This window comes from Enterobacter sp. Ag1, assembly GCA_000277545.1.
Classification (GTDB): domain Bacteria; phylum Pseudomonadota; class Gammaproteobacteria; order Enterobacterales; family Enterobacteriaceae; genus Cedecea.
The window spans coordinates 69,737-92,230 of sequence record AKXM01000016.1 but is presented as its reverse complement, the minus strand read 5'-3'; the positions used below and the strand labels follow the sequence as shown (position 1 = coordinate 92,230).

At 56.5% G+C, this 22,494-nt stretch carries 22 protein-coding genes and 3 pseudogenes; 14 read left to right on the top strand and 11 right to left on the bottom strand.

Annotated features, from left to right (window positions below):
* Nucleotides 1–32: 32 nt before the first annotated feature.
* Nucleotides 33–614 (bottom strand): superoxide dismutase [Fe], encoded by a 582-nt coding sequence (sodB, locus tag A936_RS08095; protein WP_008456476.1) that lies wholly within the window; start codon nt 612–614, stop codon nt 33–35.
* Between the two features lie 170 nt (nt 615–784).
* A complete protein-coding gene (locus A936_RS08090) occupies nt 785–1,630 on the bottom strand; it encodes a C40 family peptidase (protein WP_008456475.1) in 846 nt (281 codons plus the stop codon).
* 362 nt (nt 1,631–1,992) lie between these two features.
* On the opposite strand from A936_RS08090, the gene A936_RS08085 reads away from it, so the two are divergent.
* The gene (locus A936_RS08085) at nt 1,993–2,337 is read left to right on the top strand and encodes a Grx4 family monothiol glutaredoxin (protein WP_008456474.1); all 345 of its coding nucleotides are present in this window, start codon (nt 1,993–1,995) and stop codon (nt 2,335–2,337) included.
* Nucleotides 2,338–2,378: 41 nt separating this feature from the next.
* Here the strand turns inward: A936_RS08085 and rnt are convergent, their stop codons facing one another.
* The 5 genes from rnt to eptA form a co-directional block, all read right to left on the bottom strand.
* Complete coding sequence (rnt, locus tag A936_RS08080; protein WP_008456473.1) at nt 2,379–3,038, bottom strand: ribonuclease T; 660 nt, start codon at nt 3,036–3,038, stop codon at nt 2,379–2,381.
* 275 nt (nt 3,039–3,313) lie between these two features.
* Nucleotides 3,314–3,721: a lactoylglutathione lyase gene (gene gloA, locus A936_RS08075; RefSeq protein WP_008456471.1), complete on the bottom strand. Its 408-nt coding sequence runs from the start codon at nt 3,719–3,721 to the stop codon at nt 3,314–3,316.
* An 88-nt stretch (nt 3,722–3,809) separates the two neighbouring features.
* Complete coding sequence (locus tag A936_RS08070) at nt 3,810–4,907, bottom strand: alkene reductase (protein WP_008456469.1); 1,098 nt, start codon at nt 4,905–4,907, stop codon at nt 3,810–3,812.
* A 53-nt stretch (nt 4,908–4,960) separates the two neighbouring features.
* Entirely contained in the window at nt 4,961–5,560 is a 600-nt protein-coding gene (locus A936_RS08065; protein WP_008456467.1) for a TetR/AcrR family transcriptional regulator, read from the bottom strand.
* 71 nt (nt 5,561–5,631) lie between these two features.
* Nucleotides 5,632–7,260, bottom strand: a complete 1,629-nt coding sequence (eptA, locus tag A936_RS08060) for a phosphoethanolamine transferase EptA (RefSeq protein ID WP_008456465.1) — start codon at nt 7,258–7,260, stop codon at nt 5,632–5,634.
* A 167-nt stretch (nt 7,261–7,427) separates the two neighbouring features.
* Here eptA and A936_RS08055 point away from each other — a divergent pair, with 167 nt between their 5' ends.
* Complete coding sequence (locus A936_RS08055; protein ID WP_008456463.1) at nt 7,428–7,667, top strand: DUF1289 domain-containing protein; 240 nt, start codon at nt 7,428–7,430, stop codon at nt 7,665–7,667.
* A gap of 57 nt (nt 7,668–7,724) precedes the next feature.
* Nucleotides 7,725–8,621, top strand: a complete 897-nt coding sequence (locus A936_RS08050; RefSeq protein ID WP_008456461.1) for an aldo/keto reductase — start codon at nt 7,725–7,727, stop codon at nt 8,619–8,621.
* Between the two features lie 3 nt (nt 8,622–8,624).
* On the opposite strand, the gene A936_RS08045 is transcribed toward A936_RS08050, so the two are convergent.
* The 3 genes from A936_RS08045 to A936_RS08035 are packed head-to-tail and all read right to left on the bottom strand — an operon-like array spanning nt 8,625 to nt 11,744.
* Complete coding sequence (locus tag A936_RS08045) at nt 8,625–10,646, bottom strand: FUSC family protein (RefSeq protein WP_008456459.1); 2,022 nt, start codon at nt 10,644–10,646, stop codon at nt 8,625–8,627.
* Nucleotides 10,646–11,503: an efflux RND transporter periplasmic adaptor subunit gene (locus tag A936_RS08040; RefSeq protein ID WP_008456457.1), complete on the bottom strand. Its 858-nt coding sequence runs from the start codon at nt 11,501–11,503 to the stop codon at nt 10,646–10,648. The genes A936_RS08045 and A936_RS08040 overlap by 1 nt, the downstream gene beginning before the upstream one ends.
* A gap of 4 nt (nt 11,504–11,507) precedes the next feature.
* Nucleotides 11,508–11,744: a DUF1656 domain-containing protein gene (locus A936_RS08035; RefSeq protein ID WP_008456455.1), complete on the bottom strand. Its 237-nt coding sequence runs from the start codon at nt 11,742–11,744 to the stop codon at nt 11,508–11,510.
* 176 nt (nt 11,745–11,920) lie between these two features.
* On the opposite strand from A936_RS08035, the gene slyA reads away from it, so the two are divergent.
* The 9 genes and pseudogenes from slyA to A936_RS07990 all read left to right on the top strand — a co-directional run bounded on the left by slyA (nt 11,921) and on the right by A936_RS07990 (nt 20,126).
* Nucleotides 11,921–12,367, top strand: coding sequence for a transcriptional regulator SlyA (gene slyA / locus A936_RS08030; RefSeq protein ID WP_034808293.1), 447 nt, complete (start codon nt 11,921–11,923; stop codon nt 12,365–12,367).
* Nucleotides 12,368–12,586: 219 nt separating this feature from the next.
* Nucleotides 12,587–13,588 carry an LLM class flavin-dependent oxidoreductase gene (locus A936_RS08025; protein ID WP_008456452.1) on the top strand — a complete coding sequence of 334 codons (1,002 nt, stop codon included), beginning with the start codon at nt 12,587–12,589 and terminating at the stop codon, nt 13,586–13,588.
* The gene (locus A936_RS08020; protein WP_008456449.1) at nt 13,585–14,706 is read left to right on the top strand and encodes an amidohydrolase; all 1,122 of its coding nucleotides are present in this window, start codon (nt 13,585–13,587) and stop codon (nt 14,704–14,706) included. Before A936_RS08025 ends, A936_RS08020 begins: the two co-directional genes overlap by 4 nt.
* 47 nt (nt 14,707–14,753) lie before the next feature.
* Nucleotides 14,754–16,067 (top strand): annotated as a pseudogene (locus A936_RS24070) (LLM class flavin-dependent oxidoreductase).
* 20 nt (nt 16,068–16,087) lie between these two features.
* The gene (locus tag A936_RS24065; protein ID WP_008456446.1) at nt 16,088–17,020 is read left to right on the top strand and encodes an ABC transporter substrate-binding protein; all 933 of its coding nucleotides are present in this window, start codon (nt 16,088–16,090) and stop codon (nt 17,018–17,020) included.
* Between the two features lie 10 nt (nt 17,021–17,030).
* Nucleotides 17,031–17,539 (top strand): annotated as a pseudogene (locus tag A936_RS08005) (GNAT family N-acetyltransferase).
* A 9-nt stretch (nt 17,540–17,548) separates the two neighbouring features.
* On the top strand, nt 17,549–18,475 hold the full coding sequence (locus A936_RS08000; protein WP_008456443.1) for an amino acid ABC transporter permease: 927 nt from the start codon (nt 17,549–17,551) through the stop codon (nt 18,473–18,475).
* Entirely contained in the window at nt 18,459–19,232 is a 774-nt protein-coding gene (locus A936_RS07995) for an amino acid ABC transporter ATP-binding protein (protein WP_008456441.1), read from the top strand. Before A936_RS08000 ends, A936_RS07995 begins: the two co-directional genes overlap by 17 nt.
* Before the next feature lies 1 nt (nt 19,233).
* Nucleotides 19,234–20,126: pseudogene (locus A936_RS07990) on the top strand (transporter substrate-binding domain-containing protein).
* A gap of 47 nt (nt 20,127–20,173) precedes the next feature.
* On the opposite strand, the gene A936_RS07985 reads toward A936_RS07990, so the two are convergent.
* Nucleotides 20,174–20,638 (bottom strand): outer membrane lipoprotein, encoded by a 465-nt coding sequence (locus A936_RS07985; protein ID WP_008456437.1) that lies wholly within the window; start codon nt 20,636–20,638, stop codon nt 20,174–20,176.
* A gap of 291 nt (nt 20,639–20,929) precedes the next feature.
* Between A936_RS07985 and anmK the strand changes: the two genes are divergently transcribed.
* Together anmK and mliC are read left to right on the top strand one after the other, a co-directional pair.
* Entirely contained in the window at nt 20,930–22,054 is a 1,125-nt protein-coding gene (anmK, locus tag A936_RS07980; RefSeq protein WP_008456435.1) for an anhydro-N-acetylmuramic acid kinase, read from the top strand.
* A gap of 91 nt (nt 22,055–22,145) precedes the next feature.
* Entirely contained in the window at nt 22,146–22,469 is a 324-nt protein-coding gene (gene mliC, locus A936_RS07975) for a C-type lysozyme inhibitor (protein WP_008456434.1), read from the top strand.
* The last annotated feature ends 25 nt before the right edge of the window (nt 22,470–22,494 follow it).

The window sequence follows — 22,494 nt, the reverse complement described above, 5'->3', positions numbered from 1 at the left end:
TGCTTCCCTCCTTCGTGGTTAACCGCTAAAAATCAGCCCGCCAGGTTTTGCGCAACAAATTCCCAGTTGACCAGCGCCCAGAAATGGTCGAGATAAACCGGGCGCGCGTTGCGGTAATCGATGTAGTAAGCATGTTCCCATACGTCCACGGTCAGCAGCGGTTTTGCTCCGGTTGTTAATGGGGTACCTGCGTTAGAGGTCGAGACGATAGCCAGGCTGCCGTCGCTATTTTTCACCAGCCATGTCCAGCCGGAGCCGAAGTTTTTGATGGCCGCTTCGGTGAACTGCTTTTTAAAGGCTTCCACGCTGCCAAAAGCGTGGTTGATGGCTGCCAGCACGTCACCGGTCGGCTCCCCGCCGGCATTCGGCGCCAGGCAGTGCCAGTAGAACGTATGGTTCCAGACCTGGGCCGCGTTATTGAAGATCCCGCCGTCAGATCCTGTCACGATCTCTTCCAGCGTTTTACCTTCAAACGGGCTGCCTTTGATCAGATTATTCAGGTTAGTGACGTAGGTCTGGTGATGTTTGCCGTAATGGTATTCGAGTGTTTCGGCTGAGATATGCGGTGCCAGCGCATCTTTGGCATAGGGCAGGGCGGGTAGTTCGAACGACATGGCTTCACTCCTTGTTATTTTGCTTCACAATATAACTACATTTTGTGTGGTTATAAGGTTAGCAAATTACGAGAGTGCAAAAAAGCGCAATGAAACAACAAAATAAAACAGCCCGTGCCGGGCTGTTAATATTTTAATCAGTCTGATTAGCCCGAAAGGGCGCGATAAGATTAACGAATAGTTTTTGGCGTCATGACCCGGCGGGCGCCCACGTAATGGCGCTGCCAGTAATCTTCGCTCAGGGAGGTGATCTGAATATCGCGGCCGCTGCGCGGGGACTGAATAAACTTCCCGTTGCCAACGTAGACGCCAACGTGATCGGCGGTGCCACGGCCCTGGGTACGGAAGAACACCAGGTCACCGCTTTCCAGTTCGCCGCGGTCAACGGAGGAGGCATCGCGCAGGTGATACATTTCATTGGCGGTGCGTGGAATACGGATATTCACCAGATCTTTATAAGCGTAATAAATCAGCCCGCTGCAGTCGAAACCTGTGCGTGGGGAAGTACCTCCCCAGCGATACGGTTTTCCAATTTGCCCCATCAGCTTGTTCATGGCCGTTTTTTGCGCTTTCTGCACGCGCACTTTATGCGCCTGCGCGATGGTCAGATTTTTTTCCGACTTCACCTTAACGCACTGCTTTTTATGCCCTTTACGATGAGTGCATTTTTCAGTGTAGGCAACGTTGGCTGAGGCTGGCTGTAGGGCTAATTTCTGCGAGGTTTTTTTGCTGCTAGTTTTAGCGAGGGTGCTGCTTTTGCCTGAGGTGGTGTGTTTTGCCACTTTGGCTTTCGCCGGTGAGGTTGTTTTTTTACCGGACTTCTTTGTGGAGGCTGTGCTGATCTTCGGTTTTGCTTTCTCTTTGCCCTTGTTGCTTTTACTGGTTGTTGTCTTGGCCGGATGACCTTTTTGTGCAACAGGATGGCGGACGTGCTCGGACGCCTGCGCCAAAGGTGTATAGGGCAAAGCAAATAGCAGAGCACATAGCGTGATAGAGATTTTATTTATCCGCGCCACTCGTCAATCCCCTGATAAATGAAGACACGATGCTAACCATCATGCCTGCGTATGATTTTTGCGAAACCCGACGATTCTAATGCATAAAAGCCGATAATGTTAATAGGCAAATACTATTTAACGGTCAAAAGTGGAAGCTATAGCTAAAAAATTAGCCATTCCAGGGTGTTATCCGCTGTTTAATTGATCTTGAATGAAGCAAATTGCTCATTTTCGCGCGCCGTAAAAGTGTTATTCTTAAGGTATGTTTGCGCGCCAGGCGGGGGAAAGAGAAACCCTGATAAAAATGGTGTTTTCTGCCCGGGGCGCAACTGGCTACAATGGCAGGCTATTGCCGTATCAAGGTTTGAGGAAGCAAGACAATGAGCACTATTGAAAAAATTCAACGCCAGATCGCTGAGAACCCGATTCTTCTCTATATGAAAGGTTCCCCGAAGCTGCCGAGCTGCGGCTTCTCCGCTCAGGCCGTTCAGGCGCTGTCCGCCTGCGGCGAGCGTTTCGCCTATGTGGATATTCTGCAGAACCCGGACATTCGTGCTGAGCTGCCAAAATACGCTAACTGGCCAACGTTCCCGCAGCTGTGGGTGGACGGTGAGCTGGTCGGCGGCTGCGACATCATCATCGAGATGTACCAGCGCGGCGAACTGCAGGCGCTGATTAAAGAGACCGCAGAGAAGCATAAATCTGAAGAGCCAGGCGCAGAATAATTTCGCCAGCCAGTAAAAAAGCGACCCTCAGGTCGCTTTTTTTATGCTTCAGATTCCGGTTCGTCGGCCAGCGGCAGCGGCCAGCCGCCGAGGCGCTTCCAGCGGTTGACGATTTCGCAGAACAGCAGGGCGGTTTGCTCGGTGTCGTACAGGGCGGAGTGGGCCTGCGAGCTGTCAAACTTCTGGCCTGCGGCGATGCAGGCTTTGGCCAGCACTGTTTGCCCCAGCACCAGGCCGCTCAGGGCCGCGGTATCAAACGTCACAAACGGGTGGAACGGGTTGCGTTTCAAAGAGGCTCGCTCTGCCGCCGCCATCATAAAGCTGTGGTCGAACGTGGCGTTGTGCGCCACCATAATCGCCCGGCTGCAGCCGCTGTCTTTAATGCCTTTTCGCACGGTTTTGAAAATCGCGTGCAGGGCATCGTATTCGCTGACGGCACCACGCAGGGGATTATGCGGGTCAATACCGTTGAACGCCAGGGCTTCAGGCTGCAGGTTCGCGCCCTCAAACGGATCGACATGGAAGTGCAGCGTTTCGTCGGGGGATAACCAGCCGTCTTCATCCATCTTCAGGGTAACGGCGGCGATTTCCAGTAACGCATCGGTTTTAGCGTTAAAACCTGCGGTTTCAACGTCGATAACTACCGGATAAAAACCACGAAAACGGTCGCACAGGCCATGCAATTGCGTGTTGTCTGACATCAGCTTCTCTTAATACGGGGAAAATGCAGCGCGCATTATGGCAAATTTCGTGGAGTGTTGCAGTAAAGGCCGCACAACGTGCGCCTTCAGGGTATGGATAACTCCCCAATAATAGGAAAGGCGGCCCGAAGTCATTATGAAATAAACCAGAAAAATCAATTCATTGATTTTCATCTGTTAACCACAAAGAGGGAAAAACCACGCTTTTTCCATCTTTAGTTAGCAACAATCAGGGCGCACAACACGCCCCTTGTTTGACGCTAATCGCCTGAAAATCAGTTACCCAGGCCTTTGCCCGCGTGCTTCTCTTCGATCAGCTCGATTTTGTAACCGTCCGGATCTTCAACAAAAGCGATAACGGTGGTGCCGCCTTTTACCGGGCCGGCTTCACGGGTCACGTTGCCGCCGTTATTGCGAATGCGTTCGCAGGCCTCTGCGGCGTTATCCACGCTCAGCGCGATGTGGCCGTAAGCGGTGCCCAGCTCATAGCTGTCCACGCCCCAGTTATAGGTCAGTTCGATAACCGCCGTGTCGCTTTCATCGCCATAGCCGACAAACGCGAGAGAGTATTTGTACTCGGTGTTTTCGCTGGTACGCAGCAGTTTCATGCCCAGCACTTTGGTATAAAACTCGATGGAGCGTTGCAGGTCGCCAACGCGCAGCATGGTATGAAGTAGACGCATAAAATCCTCGTCGAATGAGACAGTTATTTCTGGAGTCGTTGAGTATAGCGGCGTTTGCGCGCCGCTATCAATGAAAGGTACTGCGGAGTTACAGCGTTGGGTAGTCGGTGTAGCCTTCCGCGCCGCCGCCATAGAAGGACTCTGGGCGCTGTGGGTTCAGCTCGGCATTTTTGTGCAGACGAGCGACCAGGTCCGGGTTGGCAATGAACGAACGGCCAAACGCGACGGCGTCGATCAGGCCTTTGCCGATCAGATCTTCCGCTTTCTCCGGGGTATAGGCGCCAGCGCCAACGATCACACCGCTAAAACGCTCACGGACTTTGGCACGGAATGTCTCGGTGTACGGTTCGCCACCGGCCCAGTCCGGCTCGGACATATGCAGATAAGCAATGCCGCGTTTGCCCAGCTCTTCAATCAGGTACAGCGCGTCAGCCTCTTCGTCCGGGCCGTTGTCCACGTTCTGGAAGGATCCAATCGGTGATACGCGGATCCCGATGCGGTCGGCACCCCATTCTTTGATCCCGGCATCAACCACTTCCAGCACCAGGCGAGCGCGGTTCTCGCGGCTGCCGCCATATTCGTCGGTACGGTGGTTAGAAGAAGGAGACAGGAACTGGTGCAGCAGATAGCCGTGAGCAGAGTGCAGCTCAACCAGGTCAAAACCGGCGTCACGTGCATTGCCAATTGCCTTGCGGAAGTCATCCACGATGCCCGGAATTTCGTTCAGTTCCAGCGCGCGAGGCATGGAAGTATCTTCGCGAACGGCGTTGCCGTTTTCGTCACGCAGGGAGGTACGGGTCCCGGCACTCAGCGCGGAAGGCGCGACCGGAGCCTGCTGGCCTGGCTGGAGGGTAAAGTGGGAAATACGGCCGGTGTGCCACAGCTGCACCGCCATGTGGCCTTTTTCAGCGTGCACGCCAGCGGTAATTTTTTTCCACGCGGCGATTTGCTCTTCGCTGTGCAGGCCCGGAGCGCCGGCGTAGCCTTTAGCCTGGGCGGACATCTGGGTTGCTTCGCTGATGATAAGCCCGGCGCTGGCGCGCTGGCGGTAATATTCGCCCATCAGCGGGGTTGGGATATCGCCTGGCTCAATACTGCGCAGGCGCGTCAGCGGAGCCATAAAGATACGGTTTGGTACGGTAATAGCGCCAACTTTGAGCGGCGTAAACAGTTTATCTGCTGACATGGTGTTTCCTCAAGTAGACCGGTCGTCTAGTAATTCAGTAAATAAAAAACCTGTCAGGCGACAGGTTCTGCCAATAGGATTCTTACGTGTGCCAGCGCGCTTTCCAGCGGCAGCGCGCTGCGGGATATTTTTGCCTGCAGGCTGGCGCCTACCCACAGCGAGTACAGCACCATGGCCTGCTCGAGCGCTTCGCCTTCAAAGCGCAGGCTTTTTTCGCTGCGGCCTTTCTCCAGGGCATCAGCAAGCAGAGAGATTAGCTGTGAGCCGCCGTTATTCAGCGCGCCGCGCATATCTTCCGAAAGATCACAGACTTCTGCTGAAAGTTTCACTATCAGACAGTTACTCAGGTTTCCGCTCTGGCAGAAGTAGCTCAGCATATCCTGGTACCACTTCAGCAGGCGCTGGCGATAATTGCCTTCGCCGTGCGAAAAGTGTTCCGCCACGCGCAGATTAGAAGCCTGATAATAGCGCTCCAGCATTGCCACGCCAAACGCTTCTTTTGAGCGGAAGTAGTGGTAGAAAGAGCCTTTGGGCACTTCTGCGGTGCGCAACAATTCGCTTAACCCCATGCCGGTAAAGCCCCGGGCAAGGCACAGCCGCTCGCCAATGGCGAGGAGATGTTCGCGAGTGTCGTGTTCAGGATGTCGATTCATGCGCTCAAATGTAGTAGACCAGTCAGTCTAATGCAATAGGCGCCGGCCACTTTTTTGTGACCACCATCCCATTAGCGCCTGCGGCAGTCGGCAAGAATATCCGTATCTTTTTGATAAACCAAGGTATGAATATTCATCATACCGAGCAGGGTTGAGAACAAATTGTCCTGGGACACGGCGTCGCTGGCGGCCTTATTGGCCAGGCACTCGTTGTCCAGCGCAAAGCTTCGCTGATAATCCTGTGACAGCCAGAACAGTAGCGGGATATGTGTCTGCTGCGAAGGCGCGAGCATATACGGCGTACCGTGCAGGTAAATACCGCTTTCCCCGAGAGATTCCCCGTGATCGGCCAGGTAAACCAGCGCCGTATTCAGTTTATCCTGATGCTGTTTCAGCTTGTCGATAGTGCGGCTCAGCACGTCGTCGGTGTGCAGGATAGTATTGTCGTAGGTGTTAATCAGCGCCTGGCGGTCACAGTCCTGAATTTGATTACTGTCGCAGGTGGGGGTGAAGCGGCGGAAGCTGGCCGGATAGCGCTGGTAATAAGCCGGCCCGTGGCTGCCCATCAGATGCAGCACCAGGACGGTATCCCGCTGCAGGCCGTCGAGAACATTGTCCAGGCGGTGGAGCAGCACATCGCCAAAGCAGGCGCCGTCTTTGCAGTAAACGTCCAGCTTCCACTGGGTCATATCCGTATGCGGAACACGGTCGCAGGCGCCTTTGCAGCCGCCGTCGTTATCCCGCCACAGCACGTTCACGCCGCCGTGGGCTAATACGTCCAGCAGGCCTTCCTGGTGCCGGGCGAGATCCGCATCGTAGGTTTTACGCGGCATCACTGAGAACATACAGGGCACAGAAACCGCGGTTTCCGTCCCGCAGGACGAGGCATTCTGGAAGTAAATCACGCCCTGTTTTTTGAGCTGAGGATTGGTCTCACGCTCATAGCCGCCCAGCGAATAGTTCTCGGCTCTTGAGGCTTCACCGACGACCAACACCACCAGCGTTTTCTTCGGCTGCTGTTTAATCAGCGGGCCTCTTTGCGCGTCTTCGCCAATTTTAATCAGCGTCTGATCCCCGGCAAACCAGCGTTCTTTGCTGTAGCGGCTAATGGCACTGATGTAGTTTGCGGGCGTGACCATTTTCACCACGCTTTTATTGTTCCGGAACAGCGAAGCGTAGTCTTTGTAAAACACAGCGGCGATGAGGATTATCACCAGCAGTCCGGCGAGAATGCCGACCAGGCGAGTCAGCACGATATGCCACCAGCGCGCCGGCTGAACCTTCACCAGGGAAAGCAACAGGGCGGGGATAATACCCAGCAAGGCCAGCCAGCTGACCAGCTGCGGCGTAACCAGCGCGGTGGCTTCCTGGGAATCTGTTTCAAACACGTTGACCATCATGTTTTTATCAATGACGGCGCCGTAGGTGAACATAAAATAGTTGCTGGCAGCGCAGCCGATGACCAGCAGCACCAGCACGGGTTTGCGCAGCCAGGGCAGGTTCACCACGCTGAAAATCATTAGCCAGCCGCAGAACAGTACCACCGGCACCGAAGCGGCAAACAGCCAGCTATGGAGCGAGTGCGGGGCAATTAGCTGCCAGCTGCGGTGGATAAAAAGAGAATTGATCAGCGTAAAGAAAAATGCGCAGCAGAGGTTAAACTGCGCATCGTTACACTGTAACTTTTTTAAAAGGTTCATATAAGCCGTGAATACAAAACTGAATATGCGCTATCCTGGAGAGAGAAGATTAGTTGAACCTTAATTTTCAGCCGCTTTCAGTCGAGAGGCGATTTTTTAGCCGCCCCGCTTGCATCCGGGGCAGACTCAGGCTTCAATTGATGCAAAGTCGTTAATGAGGCGGGTTAGTGTCTGAGCAGCTAGAGTTCTTCCCCATTCAAAGCCCCTGCCGCGGGATCTGCCAGTCGGATGAACGCGGCTTTTGCCGTGGCTGTATGCGCAGCCGGGACGAGCGTTTCCAGTGGCAGCAAATGAGCGACGCCCAAAAGCAGGACGTGCTGCGCCTCTGCCGCCAGCGCTTATTGCGCAAGTTACGAGCAAACAAGCCAAATTCTCCTGAAGAACCTGAGCAGCCCTCACTGTTTTAATCATTCACCGCCGTTATACTCGGGGAAGATTTTTTCCTTTTTTGAGGTGATTTTTTTATGGTACAGCGTATTACGATTGCCCCGCAGGGCCCGGAGTTTTCACGCTTGGTGATGGGCTACTGGCGTTTGATGGAATGGAACATGTCCCCGCGCGAGCTGGCGAGCTTTATTGAAGAGCACGTTGAGATGGGGATCACCACGGCGGATCACGCCGATATTTACGGCGGGTACGCTTGTGAAGCGGCCTTTGGCGAAGCGATGCGTCTGGTGCCACATCTGCGCGGTAAAATGGAGATTGTCACCAAGTGCGGTATCGCCACCACCGCGAAGCCAGAAAATGCTCTTGGCCACTACATTACCGATCGCGATTACATCATCAGCAGTGCAGAAAGCTCGCTGAAAAAACTGGCCACCGACTATCTGGATTTGCTGCTGATCCACCGCCCGGACCCGCTGATGGACGCCGACGAAGTGGCGGAAGCCTTCACCGCGCTGCATCACAGCGGCAAGGTGCGCCATTTCGGCGTGTCTAACTTTACCCCGGCGCAGTTCTCCTTGCTGCAGTCTCGCCTGCCGTTCACCCTGGCAACAAACCAGGTTGAGCTTTCACCGGTGCACCAGCCGTTGCTGCTGGACGGCACGCTCGACCAGCTCCAGCAGCTGCGCATTCGTCCGATGGCGTGGTCCTGCCTTGGGGGCGGCCGTCTGTTTAACGACGATGAATTCCAGCCGCTGCGCGCCGAACTGCAGAAAGTGGCGGAAGAACTTGGGGCCGACACCATCGAACAGGTGGTTTATGCCTGGGTGATGCGCCTGCCATCTTCCCCGCTGCCGATCATCGGGTCTGGCAAAATCGAACGTGTGCGCTCTGCCATTCACTCGCTGTCTCTGGAGATGACTCGCCAGCAGTGGTTCCGCATTCGTAAGGCCGCGCTCGGCTACGACGTGCCTTGATCGTTACTGACCGCCTGCCAGGGTTCCGGCAGGCGGTGCCTGTTCCAGCTGGGACAGCGAGCAGTAAAGCCGCCAGATAATGCCCGCCAGTTCCCGCGCCGCCGGATCGTGATGATGCGACAGCGTGTCGCACATTCTTTGCAGTTCTTTCAGTGATTCCGCCAGCGGCCTTTGCAGTACACCCCGTTCACTCATCACATCCCGCAGGGTGTGCAGGCAAACGTCCCTGACCATCGACAGCGGGTCGGAGCGTGTTTCCCAGCCGCGCAGCTGCCAGACTACGTGCGAGCAGTTGAGCAGCACCACGCCCCAGCGCAGAAGCCAGCGGCGGGCCGCCTCTTCTTTGCTACTGCTAAGCTGGCTGATGTGGTGGTACACCAGCGATTCAAACTGGCTCTCGCTGTGCTGCGGTTTGCGGCTGAGCTGGTCGATAAACCCGCGCCGCAGCGCCCGGATATGGCGGCGGCTCCTGCGGGTGTCGGAGCTGGGGCGCAGTACCGAAAAAGCCAGCCATGAAATGCCCACGCCGAGGACTTTGGCGAGGTTGTCATTCATAAACCCGGCAAAGTCGTACACCGGCGGATTGCTGACCGACAGAAACGATCCCATAAAGACAATGAGCTGCCCCCAAAGCGCGGCGCGCTTTGCCTGCTGGAGTTTCAGTAACTGCATGGTGAGCAGCAGCGGCAGCAGGAAAATAAGGAACTGCCACAGCTGGGTGACCTGAATCATCAGGCCAAATTTCACCAGGAAACTGAACAGCGACAGCCAAAGCAGGGTCCGCATCAGCAGCGTGAGCGAGCCGAGCGGCGAGGCGACCGAAGAGTAGAGCACACAGCTAATGGCGGCGAGGGACAGCGCGCCGCCGCCGGACTCCCACTGGGTACCGATACACCAGGCGCCGGTCAGGACGATCGTTGCAAAAGTGCGCACGGCACTCCACAGCGCTTCGGCATTGTCGGTATGGCGCGCCAGCGGCGGGGCTTCGGGCGGCGTAATCACCGACACCGGCGTGGCGTTTTCCAGCTCTCTTAGCCAGCGGCTGCTGTTGAGATAGAGCCAGCAGAAATAGCGCAGGCGGTGCCAGAATGCCTGATGGCGATAATCGTCCTGAGAATGAGGGGCGATGTGTTGCAGCAGCCGGGCAACGGTGTATTTATCGGCGTTGGGCTTGGCCAGCTCCCGCAGCAGGCTGTCCAGCACCGACCAGATATTGGCGGGTGCCTCCGGCCAGTTGAGCAGCATCCGACGCAGGCTGGATATCACGCTGGTCAGGCGCAATTGCTGGTGAAGCAGGTAGTTCAGCAGGTTGTTCTGGCGGCGGAAGCGATAGTGGCTCCAGAAAGCCTGAATACGCAGCAGATTCATGGTCAGGATCTGGCCGATAATCCCTTCATGCGCGGTGCGAATGGCGTCGGTGGTTTCCGGCTGCCAGAGCAGGCTGGCGTGTTCGAGCAGCCGGGCGTGCATGTTTTTCAGGGCGCTAACCAGAGCGCTGCCGTCCGAGGTGCTGGGCAGCACCATCATCATAAAGCCGCCGCACAATATCCCGACCACCACCTCGCACACGCGGGCCTGGGCGATATCCCACAGCTCCGTTGATTCCACGGTATTGATCATCGGGAAGGCAATAATGGCGGCAGTGTACCCGGCGAGCATGAAGGCGTAGGCCACGTTATTCTGAAAATGGCTGGAGGCCCAGGTACAAAGCGCCAGCCAGCTTGCCATGGCGAAGGTGAACAGCCAGGGATCGTTCAGCGCGTTGCCGGCAATCATTAACGAGGCTGCCGCGCCGATAAAACTGCCCGCAATCCGCCCCAGACTTTTGCTTATCACGCCGCCAACGGTGGGGAAGCTCACCACGGCGGCGGAGGTCATCGCCCAATAAGGCTCATCCAGATTCAGGCCGTAGGCAATGGCCAGCGCCATGCCCATGGCAATAGCGTTACGCAGCGCATAGCGCCATTGCCCGCCGGTGGCTTTTCCCCACGGCGTGTTATGCCACGCCAGAAAACTGAGATTCATCAGGGCTGAACGCTAACGGTGCAGGTGGTGCCTGACACCAGCGTCACGCCATCAGGAATGGCATCCAGGCTAATGCGCACCGGCACGCGCTGCGCAAGGCGAACCCACGGCACGTTCGGCTTAATGTCCGGGACCAGGTCGCTGTCGCTTTCGATGCTTTGGTCGTAGATCGCGCGGCCAATACTTTCTACTTTGCCGCTCAGCTTTTGGTTGCCGTTGTACAGCACGATCTGCACGGCATTACCAGGCTGAATGCGGCGCAGCTTGGTCTCTTCGAAATAGCCCACCACGTAAAACGAGTGGCTGTCCACCAGCGCGAAGACCGGCTTGCCTTCGCTGGCGTAGTTCCCGACGCGGGAGGTCAGGTTGGTGACCCAGCCGTCTACCGGGGCAGTGACTGTGGTTTGCGAAAGCTGCCACTGCGCCTGCTCCAGCGTGGCCTGGGCGACTTTCACTGCCGCCTGCATCGCTTTAACGTTAATGTTGGCGGTGTCCATGTCTTCGGCAGAAATATAGTTGCGCGGCAGATTCTGGCGGCGGTTCGCCTCGTTGCTGGCTTTGGCCAGATCGGACTGGGCCTTCGCCAGCTGCGCCTCGGCGTTTAGCACCGCAATGTGGTAAGGCGTGGCGTCGAGGGTGAACAACGGAGTGCCTTTACTCGCAAACTGGTTGTCTTTCACGTTCAGGGTCACGATGGTGCCGGATACCTGCGGCGTGATGCTCACCTGTTCGGCGCGCACCTTGCCGTCCCGCGTCCAGGGCGACTGCATGTAATAGTTCCATAACAGCCAGCCCGCCAGCAGCGCGGCGGCAAAAACGATGAGGGTGGAAAAATATTTTATTGTTTTGATATTCATTGCGTTACCACATCACCAAAAGAGCCATGCCGGCGCTGACGGACAGCGCGAAAAGGGATAAGTCCATTAACGTGGGATGCCAGATTTCGCCGGAATAAATCCAGTCGCGCAGCAAACGGTGGACGATCAGCCAGATAAAAAAGCCGACAAACACGGCCTTAAACAGCGGAGGGAAGTAGACCGATGCCCCGACCACAAGATCCTGAAGTGGGAAACCGGACGGGCTAAAAGTGAGACTCACGTAGTGATAATCCTTTAAAAAACGGGGGTGGCTGCCGTTTCCCCTCACTTAGATGTAGAATAAAAGTATAGCTGGTTGCATAACTTCAGTGAAAGTAAGGGATTTGTTTTTAACAATTAATGCCTGCACAATAGTCTAAAATCAGTATAATAAGTTAGCAAGCTAATTATAAGGAGATGAAATTGGAATCGCCATCGCCATTAGGTTCGGATCTGGCCCGCCTGGTACGCATCTGGCGTGCGCTGATTGACCATCGCCTGAAACCTCTGGAATTGACACAGACACACTGGGTAACGCTGCATAATATTCATCAGCTGCCGCCAGATCAGTCACAGATTCAGTTGGCTAAAGCGATCGGCATTGAGCAGCCATCACTGGTTCGTACGCTCGATCAACTCGAAGAGAAAGGGTTAATCTCGCGCAAAACCTGTGCAAACGACCGTCGGGCAAAACGGATTAAATTGACCGAGCAGGCCGCGCCAATCATTGAAAAGATGGAAGGCGTAATAAACGAAACGCGGGGAGAAATCCTGTCGGGTATTACTCGCGAAGAGCAGGCGCTGTTAAGCAGCCTGATTAATCGGCTTGAGCAAAATATTATTGAACTGCAGGCCCGGGATTAATCTCCCAGGTTGAACCAAAGCCTCGCTGCTTATCCAGCGGGGCTTTTTTTTACCTGACGATCCGTCACCCGCAAAAATATTCGCCCGGTAGCAAAGAGTTGGGCAGGCGTGTGAGTTTGTTTATCTCTATTTCAGAAGTCTAAATGTAAATTAATTGTTTCTCACCGCCGTCTCCCGCTTTTAATAATGCAGGCATGTTTTTAACAATGAGCCTGCATTATGTCTTATCGCATCAGTATCCTGGATAAAAGCCCGCTTGCGCCCAACGACAGCGCGACGGACGCCCTGGCCCGTACGCTGCATCTCGCGCAGCAGGCAGAAACCTGGGGCTATCACCGCTTTTGGCTGGCCGAGCACCACAACACGCCCCAGCTTGCCAGCCCTTCGCCGGAAGTGTTGATTGCCTGGATTGCCGGGCAGACTCGCCGCATTCGCGTGGGCTCCGGCGGCGAGATGCTTCAGCATTACAGCCCTTACAAAGTGGCCGAAAACTTCAATCTGCTGTCGTCCCTTGCGCCTGGCCGCATCGATCTCGGCGTCGGTAAAGCGCCGGGGGGCTTGCCGCTTTCGACGCAGGCGCTGCAGCACGGGCAATCGCCGTCGATAAAAGGCAGCTTTGATGAACAGCTCACGCAGCTCGACGACTGGCTCTCGCGACGTGAACCCGCGACGGACGAAAGCGTTCGCGCCACGCCGCTACCGGCCCAGCGCCCGGAAGGTTTTTTATTAGGCGCCAGCCTGCAAAGCGCCAGGCTGGCGGCCAGCCTGGACTGGAACTTTGTTTTTGCCGCCCATTTAAACGGCGATAAAACACTGCTGCGCGACGTAGTGACTGAGTGGAAAAAGAACAGCCGCCGCGACGTGCTGGTGGCCGTACAGGCTATCGTGGCACGGGATGCAGGCCGCGCGGAAGAGCTTGCCCGACAGGTGGAAATCTGGGGCGTGGAACTTGAAAACGGCCAGCGCGTGAGCGTGGCAAGCGAAGAGCAGGCCCACAGCTTTGCCCGCCAGTCCGGCAGCACGCTGCGAAGCCTGACGCGCCGTGAACCTTCGCTGTTCAAAGGCACGCCTGAAGCGGTGCGGGAAGCGCTGCAGGCGCTGCACGAAGAGTACGGCATTGATGAATTTATTATTGATACGCCGGTGGCAGAAGGAGCAGAACGTCTGGCTTCGCTGCAGCTGCTGGCCGAGGCCCATGCGGCTGCGGAGGTGGCTGTATGACGTTTGCTCAGCAACTGATCGACTGGCGTCGCGAGCTGCACCGGTTCCCGGAATTATCCCTTGAAGAAGTGGCAACCACCTCGCGCATCCGCGACTGGCTGCAAAGCGCGGGTATCCGCCTGCTGCCGTATTCGCTACACACCGGCGTAGTGGCGGAAATTGGCGAAGGCGAGAACGCTATTGCGCTGCGGGCCGATATCGACGCACTGCCCATTGAAGAAGCCAGCGGCGTGGCCTTTAGTTCGCAGAATCCAGGGGTAATGCACGCCTGCGGGCATGACGTTCACAGCAGCGTGATGCTGGGCGCGGCGCTGTTGCTTAAGCAGAACGAAGCGCAGCTTAACGGCCGGGTTCGCATTCTGTTTCAGCCCGCAGAGGAGCGTTTTGGTGGGGCCAGCACGCTGGTCAAGGCCGGCGTGCTGGAGGGGATCTCCGCCATTTTTGGCATGCACAATGAGCCAGGCCTGCCTGTCGGGGCGTTTGCCACACGCGGCGGCCCGTTCTATGCCAACGTTGACCGGCTGGTCATTCATGTGCGGGGCAAAGGCGCGCATGCGGCGCGCCCGCATGAAGGCAAAGACGCGATATTGCTTGCCAGCCAATTAGTTACCCTGCTGCAAAGTATCACCAGCCGGGAGGTCAACACGCTGGATTCAGCCGTATTGAGTATTACCCGTATTGCGGGCGGTAACACCTGGAACGTGCTGCCGGAAAGCGTTGAGCTGGAAGGTACGCTGCGCACCCACAGCGCCAGCGTGCGAGAGGCGGTTAAAGCTCGCGTGATTGAGATTGCGGCCGGTCTTGCCAGCGCCTTTGGGGCGGAAATCGACGTCACCTGGCATTTGGGGCCTGACGCGCTGGTTAACGATGAGCGCTGGGCAGCCTTTGCCAGCGAAGTTGCCGCCGCGGAAGGTTACGCCACGCATCATGCCGATCTGCACCTGGGCGGCGAAGATTTTGCGGTTTATCTCCAGCATATTCCCGGCGCGTTTGTCAGCATCGGCAGCGACAGCCGCTATGGGCTTCATCATCCGGCCTTCGATCCCGATGAAAGACTGATTGAACCCGCAGCCCGTTATTTCGCCCGGTTAGCCCAATCGGCGCTACAACAACTTTAACTCTAATCAGCGACGGCGGATTTTAACGATCCGCATAAGGATAAGGCATGTCTGCAACACGACAATTAAGACTGGGTACGATATTACATGGCGCGTCGGGAAATATGTCGGCCTGGCGCCATCCTGCTGCGGTAGCCGATGCCAGTATCAATTTTGAGTTCGTCAAACAAACGGCATTCAAGGCGGAAGAGGGGAAGCTGGATTTTATCTTTGTGGCCGACGGACTTTATATTAACGAAAAATCTATCCCGCACTTTTTAAATCGCTTTGAGCCGCTGACTGTATTATCTGCCCTGGCGAGCGTGACGAAGCATTTGGGCCTGGTGGGAACATTGTCGACGTCGTATAGCGACCCTTTTACCACGGCGCGCCAGTTTGCGAGTCTCGATCATCTGAGCAACGGCCGCGCCGGCTGGAACGTGGTCACGTCTCCACTGGAAGGATCGGCTAAAAACTTCTCCAGAACCCAGCATCCTGAACACGCGCTGCGCTATCGCATCGCCGATGAATACCTGGACGTCGTAAAAGGGCTCTGGGATTCATGGGAAGAAGATGCTTTTGTGCGCAATAAAGAAAGCGGGCAGTTCTTCGCTCCTGAAAAGCTGCACGCGCTCAATCATCAGGGGGATTTCTTCCAGGTCGCGGGGCCGCTGAACATTGGCCGCACGCCGCAGGGCAGGCCAATTTTGTTCCAGGCCGGCGCCTCGGAAGACGGCAAAAAGCTGGCGGCAAAACATGCCGATGCCATTTTTACTCACCATGAATAGCTCGATGAGGCAAAAGCCTTTTACCGGGATGTGAAAAACCAGCTGGAAGGGCAAGGCCGTGAGGCTGACTCGCTGCACATCTTCCAGGGCGTGAGCGTCATCGTTGGCACGGATGCCGAAGACGCTGAACGGCAGTACCAAACCACCGCTGCGCTGGTCTCCATCAGCGATGCCCTGAATTACCTGGGCCGCTATTTCGAACACCATGACTTTAGCCAGTACCCGCTGGACGAGCCTTTTCCCGATATCGGCGATTTGGGCCAGAACAGCTTCCGCAGCACCACCGATGAGATCAAACGCAACGCCCGGGAGCGCGGGTTAACCCTGCGCCAGGTCGCGCTTGAAGCCGCCAGCCCAAGGCCGCGTTTTTCCGGTTCGCCGGAACAGGTGGCGGACGGCCTGCAACAGTGGTTTGACGAGCGAGCGGCAGACGGATTCATCATCCAGGGCGGCACCCCGGACACCTTCCCGCGTTTTGTGGATCAGGTTGTGCCGGTCCTTCAGGCTCGTGGCCTGTTCCGCACCGAATACCCCGGCATCACGCTGCGCGAAAGCTTTGACCTTGCGCAACCCGAAAATCGCTACGGCAAATAAAACAAATAAAGAGAAAAACTATGCAAAAAACATCCCTGCTGCTGGCGATTGCGCTGGCGTGGACGCCGCTTACCTGGGCGAACGACGTGACCATCAACGGCACTGGCGTCAGCCTGGAAGCCAACAAAGCGCCGATCAATACCGCTAAAAATCCGCAGGCCATCGCGCAGTTGCCTAAAGATTATCGATTTGCCGTTCCCGGTAAATTTACCGTGGCAGTGGCGGCGCTCAATTCGCCGCCGCTGACGGTTTTTTCTGATGACAATAAAACCCTGCTAGGCAGCGAAGTCGACATTGCCCGCCTGGTTGCCGACAGCCTGGGACTAGAGCTGAACGTGGTCCCGACCTCCTGGGAGGACTGGCCGCTCGGCGTAGCTTCCGGGAAATATGATGCCGCGATCAGCAATATTACCGTCACCAAAGATCGCAAAGAGAAGTTCGATTTTGCCACCTACCGCAAAGACTCGCTGGGCTTTTATGTGAAGTCCAGCAGCCCGATTAAATCGCTCACCCACGCGGAAGATATCGCCGGGTTGCGCATCGTCGTTGGGTCCGGCACCAATCAAGAAGCGATCCTGCTGGCGTGGAATGCGGAAAACGAGAAAAAAGGGCTGAAGCCGTTTACGCCGGTGTACACCAAAGACGATGCCGCGCTCACGCTGGCGCTGCAGTCCGGGCGAGCCGATGCCTGGTTTGGGCCTAATGTCACCGGGGCATGGAAAGCGGCGCTGACCGGTAAAACAAAGCTGGTGGGCAGCGTGGACGGCGGCTGGCCAAAAGCGGCACACATTGCGGTGACGCTGAAAAAAGGCAGTGGCCTGGTGGAACCGGTGCAGACGGCGCTCAACGGCGCGATTCAACAGGGCGACTACGACAAAGTTTTAAAGCGCTGGGGTGAAGGCGTGGAGCGTATTTCTGCCTCGGAAGTTAACCCTGCCGGTTTAGGCGATTGAGGAGGCGTATATGAGCGAATATTTTCGCGTTTTGTCCCCGGAAGCGCAGGAGCTGCAGCCAATCATTAGCGGCCTGTTTGGCGAGTACGCCGCCCGCTACGGGGATTTTTTCTCCCGTGATGCCGAAGTGGAGCTGACCGAATGGTATCTGCCGCCGCAGGGCATTTTTATCGTGCTGGAGCCGAGGGTGAAATTATTGCCACCGGGGCCTACAAGCCCTACGACCAGCAAACCGCCGAGATCAAACGTATCTGGACGAAAAGTACTCTGCGCAAGCAGGGCCTGGCCGGACGAGTGGTTCGCGAACTGGAGAGACTGGCCCTTCAGGCTGGCTACAACCGCATCTATCTCACCACTGGCTTTCGTCAACCGGAGGCCGTCAGGCTTTATCTGAGCGAGGGCTACGATCCGCAGTTCAGCCTGGAGGTTGACCCCGAAACGTTCAGCCTGCCGCCCTACGACGGGCGGCTACGGTTCACCAAAATCTTAGCGCTGGAAAGCCTGAGTAAAACGGCCTGAGGAGTGACGATGAAAACGTCTGAAACCATTAAAGTGGTGCCCGCGCGTTACCCGTTGCGCACCGTGGGGGCAGTGATTGCGCTGCTTGTGCTCGCGGTGGTGGTGCAATCCGTCGCGTTTAACCCTCGCTGGGAATGGGGCGTTTTTGCCCACTGGTTTTTTGATCCGGTCATTCTGGAGGGATTGGGGCAAACGCTGTTGTTAACGCTGCTGGGCACGGCGCTGAGCGTGGTGCTCGGGGGCTTACTCGCGCTGGCAAGGCTCTCTTCTTCCTGGCTGTTGAGCTGCCTGGCCTGGAGTTACATCTGGCTGTTTCGCTCCCTGCCGCTGATTGTCGTGCTGATCGTGCTCTACAACTTCTCCTACCTGTACGACACGCTGTCGATTGGGGTGCCTTTCACCAGCATCGTCTGGGGCAGCTACGACACGATTAACGTGCTGGGGCAGTTTTCGACGGCAGTAGTGGGGCTGACGCTGGTGCAAAGCGCCTACACCGCAGAGATTGTTAGAGGTGGTTTTCTGGGGGTGGATCACGGGCAATACGAAGCCGCCGCAGCGTTAGGCCTGCCCGCGTGGCGGCGCACCGTGCGGATTATTTTGCCGCAGGCGCTGCGCACGATCCTGCCCGCCGGGTTCAACGAAATCATCAGCCTCGCTAAAGGCACGGCGATGGTTTACGTGCTGGCGATGCCGGAGCTGTTTTACACCATTCAGATGATCTACAACCGCACGCAGCAGGTGATCCCGCTGCTGATGGTGGCGGCCGTCTGGTATCTGGTGATCACCAGCGTACTGTCGGTGATTCAGTACCTGGTTGAACGCTCGCTGGCCCGCAGCGAACGCCGCTCCGCCATCAATCAAACGCGCACCGCCCGCAGCGCTGCGCCGTCCACAGCCCCCGTTGCCCAGGAGCCGGTCCATGCCAACCTCTCATAACGGCCATATTTCCATTACCGGCGTCAGCAAATATTTCGGTCGCCATAAGGCGCTGGATGATGTTTCGCTTGAGATCCCGCCTGGCACGGTGACGGTAATCCTCGGGCCATCCGGCTCCGGTAAATCTACGCTGTTGCGCACCATCAACCACCTTGAGCGGGTAGACGAAGGCTACATCCAGATTGACGGCGATTACATTGGTTACCGTCTGAAAGGGGACAAACTGTACGAGCTGAAAGAAAAGGAGATCCTGCGCCAGCGGGCCAACGTGGGCTATGTCTTTCAGAACTTCAATCTGTTTCCCCACATGACGGTGCTGGAAAACCTGATTGAAGCACCGGTGGCTCATAAACAGCTGAGCCGCAAAGAGGCGATTGAGCGTGCGTATGATCTGCTGGACATCGTCGGGCTGCGCAATAAAGCCGATGCCTGGTCGCGGCATTTATCCGGCGGGCAGCAGCAGCGTATTGCCATTGCCCGCGCGCTGGCACTGAGCCCAAGGGTGATGCTGTTTGATGAGCCAACGTCAGCGCTTGACCCTGAGCTGGTCGGCGAAGTGCTGGACGTAATTAAAAGACTGGCCAGTTCGGGCACGACGCTTGTAGTCGTCACGCATGAAATCGGCTTTGCACGGGAAGTGGCCGATCAGGTGGTGTTTATGGTCGACGGCAAAATTGTCGAGCAGGGAAGCAGCGACGAAGTGCTGAATCGCCCGCAGCACCCGCGCACCCGTCAATTTTTATCGAAGGTGCTGTGAGATGAAATATGGCTTTATCGCGCTGTTGATCTCTTTTTCCGCTTTGTCTGCGCAGACGAATATTGACCTTGTTGCCAATGAAAAGCCTTTGAGCGTGGCGCGGGATGAAAAGGCGATTGCCAAAATCCCCGCAGGCTACAGGTTTGTCGAGCCAGGTACATTAACGGTGGCGATCTCCGCGCTTAACTCTCCGCCGCTGGCGCTGCTGGCCAGCGATAACCGCACGCGCATAGGCAGCGACCCGGACATAGCCCGCCTGCTGGCCGGTAGCCTTGGCCTGAAACTGAAGCTGGTGCCGACCGCGTGGGAAGACTGGCCGCTGGGCATCACCTCCGGGCGCTATGATGTGGCGCTGGTAAACATTGCCGTGACGGAGCAGCGGAAAGAGAAATTTGATTTTGCCACCTATCGCGTGGACTCGCTCTCTTTTGCGGTGAAGGCCAGCAGCCCGATTCAGTCTATCGCTAAGGCAGAAGATCTCGCCGGGCGGAAGGTTATCGTCGGGTCAGGCACAAATCAGGAGCGTATTTTGCTAGGCTGGAATGCAGAAAACGAAGGTGCCGGGCGCGAGCCCGCCTTGCCTGTGTATGTGACCGACGATGCCTCCGCCAACCTTTATATTCAGTCTGGCCGGGCCGACGTGTTCTTTGGGCCGCAGTCAATCACCGCCTATAAAGCCGCGTTAACCGGCACTACGCGTGTGGTTGGGCTGGGGCCGAAAAAGGCCTATGTGGCGACGACAACGAAAAAGGGCAACGGGCTGGTGTACGCGCTGCAGGCGGCGCTGGATGGCGCTATTCAGCGGGGAGAGTATCAGCAGGTGCTTGCGCGGTGGGGGAGCAGGGGGAAGAAGTTGCCCAGTCGGAGGTGAATCCGCCCGGCATTACTTACTAACAGAAAAGGCCCGCTATGCGGGCCTTAATTCATTTGGTGATGTTGTCTTAGCGAGGAGCAACGGTGATGTTGTTGCCGCTGCCGGAGATGGCTACACGCTGGCCAACGGAGTAACGGGTGTCACCCTGTTTCTGCACGGCGATGATGGTCTGGCCGTCATCTTTACGGATTTCCAGCTCAACGCCTTTGCTGTTGCCCATTGCGCCGCCGACGGCATCACCCGCCAGGCCACCGGCTACGGCGCCGCCTGCGGTGGCCAGAGTACGTCCGGTGCCACCGCCGACGGTGTTACCCAACAGGCCACCCAGTACCGCACCGCCGATAGCCCCGATAGTGCTATTGCTGTCGCTGCCTTTGATGGTCACCGCGCGAACGTGGGTAATGGTCCCGTAGGTCACGGTTCTTACCTGTTTAGCTTCAGACGCGTTGTACACATCGCCGGACAGCCCTTCGTTGGCGCAGCCAGCAAGGGTGAAAGCAACCAGTGAAACTGCCAAAATACGTGAAATCATTTGTACCTCTCCTGTGAACCATCAACGCTCGGTGAGCATCCGTTATGACTAAATTATATGGCAATTCCTGGCCATAGTTCATGTTTGTTCTACAACAATCCTGTAAAAATAGTAAATCAAATGTCTTTAACAACAATTAAACCGCCGCGCTGTGCGAGTTTGGCTTAAATGCCGTACTGCTTTCTGCCGCGACTGACACAGATTATTAATTAAAATTATTAATAAATCATAATATTGCGTGCTAGTTTAACCACATTAATTTACCGCCCCGGCGAGAATAAGGAGTGACGGATGAAGTCAGGTCGTTATATAGGCGTGATGTCAGGCACCAGTCTGGATGGTATCGATGTGGTGCTGGCTGCTATCGACGAACATCTGGTCGTTCAGCAGGCGAGCTACAGCCACCCGATGCCGCTGGCCATCAAAAACGCGGTTCTTGCCGTTTGCCAGGGGCAGCAACTCACGCTGTCCCAGCTAGGCCAGTTGGACAACCGGCTGGGTAAATTGTTCGCCGAGGCGGTGCAAATCCTTATTAAGCGCGAAGGGCTGCGGCCTGAAGACGTCACGGCCATTGGCTGCCATGGGCAAACCGTGTGGCATGAGCCGCAGGGCGAGGCCGCCCACACTATGCAAATTGGCGACAACAACCATATTGCCGCGCTGACCGGTATTACCGTCGTCGGTGATTTTCGCCGCCGCGATATGGCGCTTGGCGGGCAGGGCGCGCCGCTGGTGCCGGCGTTTCACCAGGCGTTGCTCGCTCATCCGGTTGAGCGCCGAATGGTGCTCAACATCGGCGGCATTGCCAACCTCTCTTTGCTGATCCCAGACCAGCCGGTCAGAGGCTACGACACCGGGCCCGGTAATATGCTGATGGATGCGTGGATCTGGCGGCAGCGTGGAAAAGGCTATGATAAAGACGCCGAATGGGCGAGCCAGGGCAAAGTCGTTCTTCCTTTGTTGCAGCAAATGCTGAGCGATCCTTACTTCGCCGCACCTGCACCCAAAAGTACGGGTCGTGAATACTTTAACTATGGCTGGCTTGAGCGCCAGCTTGCGATGTTCCCGGCGCTTGCCGGAGAAGATGTGCAGGCCACGCTGACTGAGCTGACGGCGACAACCATCGCCGAGCAGGTACTCCTGAGCGGCGGCTGTGAACGTCTCATGGTATGCGGCGGAGGCAGCCGTAACCCGCTTCTGATGGCGCGCCTCGCTGCGCTGCTGCCGGGTACGGAAGTGACGACGACCGATGAAGCCGGGATAAGCGGGGACGATATGGAAGCGCTGGCGTTTGCCTGGCTGGCCTACCGAACAATGTCCGGCCTGCCGGGCAACCTGCCTTCGGTAACCGGTGCCTCTGAGCCGACCATCCTCGGTGCCATTTATCCTGCTAATCCGCGTCATAATAAGAGTTAACTGAAATTATCTTCATCCCGCAGCCGCTAAACTGCTAGCGTTAAGGAGGGCGCATGCCCTCCAGGGATAACAAGATCTTCAGGATACTCAGATGAAAAAACTGCTCGTTGCCACCGTGCCACTGCTGCTCGCCGGCTGTAGTTACTACAACGCTTTTCTCGAAAAAATGCATACCGATACGCTGGCGTATCAGTGCGATGAAAAACCGCTCACCGTGAAGCTGAATAACGACAAACAGCAGGTTAGCTTTGTCTACGATAACCAGATGCTGAACCTGACGCAGGGGCTTTCCGCGTCCGGCGCACGTTATACCGACGGCGTGTACGTCTTTTGGTCGAAGGGCGACAGCGCAACCGTCTATCGCAAAGACACAATCGTGCTGAATAATTGCCAGCTACAGACGGCCAAACGTTGAGATTTCTCAGGGTGGAGAGCACAAT

Excerpts from the sequence above, each read along its gene's own strand:
- sodB (WP_008456476.1), bottom strand. The coding sequence starts at position 614 with ATGTCGTTCGAACTACCCGCCCTGCCCTATGCCAAAGATGCGCTGGCA.
- A936_RS08085 (WP_008456474.1), top strand. The coding sequence starts at position 1,993 with ATGAGCACTATTGAAAAAATTCAACGCCAGATCGCTGAGAACCCGATT.
- rnt (WP_008456473.1), bottom strand. The coding sequence starts at position 3,038 with ATGTCAGACAACACGCAATTGCATGGCCTGTGCGACCGTTTTCGTGGT.
- gloA (WP_008456471.1), bottom strand. The coding sequence starts at position 3,721 with ATGCGTCTACTTCATACCATGCTGCGCGTTGGCGACCTGCAACGCTCC.
- A936_RS08070 (WP_008456469.1), bottom strand. The coding sequence starts at position 4,907 with ATGTCAGCAGATAAACTGTTTACGCCGCTCAAAGTTGGCGCTATTACC.
- A936_RS08065 (WP_008456467.1), bottom strand. The coding sequence starts at position 5,560 with ATGAATCGACATCCTGAACACGACACTCGCGAACATCTCCTCGCCATT.
- eptA (WP_008456465.1), bottom strand. The coding sequence starts at position 7,260 with ATGAACCTTTTAAAAAAGTTACAGTGTAACGATGCGCAGTTTAACCTC.
- A936_RS08050 (WP_008456461.1), top strand. The coding sequence starts at position 7,725 with ATGGTACAGCGTATTACGATTGCCCCGCAGGGCCCGGAGTTTTCACGC.
- A936_RS08045 (WP_008456459.1), bottom strand. The coding sequence starts at position 10,646 with ATGAATCTCAGTTTTCTGGCGTGGCATAACACGCCGTGGGGAAAAGCC.
- A936_RS08040 (WP_008456457.1), bottom strand. The coding sequence starts at position 11,503 with ATGAATATCAAAACAATAAAATATTTTTCCACCCTCATCGTTTTTGCC.
- slyA (WP_034808293.1), top strand. The coding sequence starts at position 11,921 with ATGAAATTGGAATCGCCATCGCCATTAGGTTCGGATCTGGCCCGCCTG.
- A936_RS08025 (WP_008456452.1), top strand. The coding sequence starts at position 12,587 with ATGTCTTATCGCATCAGTATCCTGGATAAAAGCCCGCTTGCGCCCAAC.
- A936_RS08020 (WP_008456449.1), top strand. The coding sequence starts at position 13,585 with ATGACGTTTGCTCAGCAACTGATCGACTGGCGTCGCGAGCTGCACCGG.
- A936_RS24065 (WP_008456446.1), top strand. The coding sequence starts at position 16,088 with ATGCAAAAAACATCCCTGCTGCTGGCGATTGCGCTGGCGTGGACGCCG.
- A936_RS08000 (WP_008456443.1), top strand. The coding sequence starts at position 17,549 with ATGAAAACGTCTGAAACCATTAAAGTGGTGCCCGCGCGTTACCCGTTG.
- A936_RS07995 (WP_008456441.1), top strand. The coding sequence starts at position 18,459 with ATGCCAACCTCTCATAACGGCCATATTTCCATTACCGGCGTCAGCAAA.
- A936_RS07985 (WP_008456437.1), bottom strand. The coding sequence starts at position 20,638 with ATGATTTCACGTATTTTGGCAGTTTCACTGGTTGCTTTCACCCTTGCT.
- anmK (WP_008456435.1), top strand. The coding sequence starts at position 20,930 with ATGAAGTCAGGTCGTTATATAGGCGTGATGTCAGGCACCAGTCTGGAT.
- mliC (WP_008456434.1), top strand. The coding sequence starts at position 22,146 with ATGAAAAAACTGCTCGTTGCCACCGTGCCACTGCTGCTCGCCGGCTGT.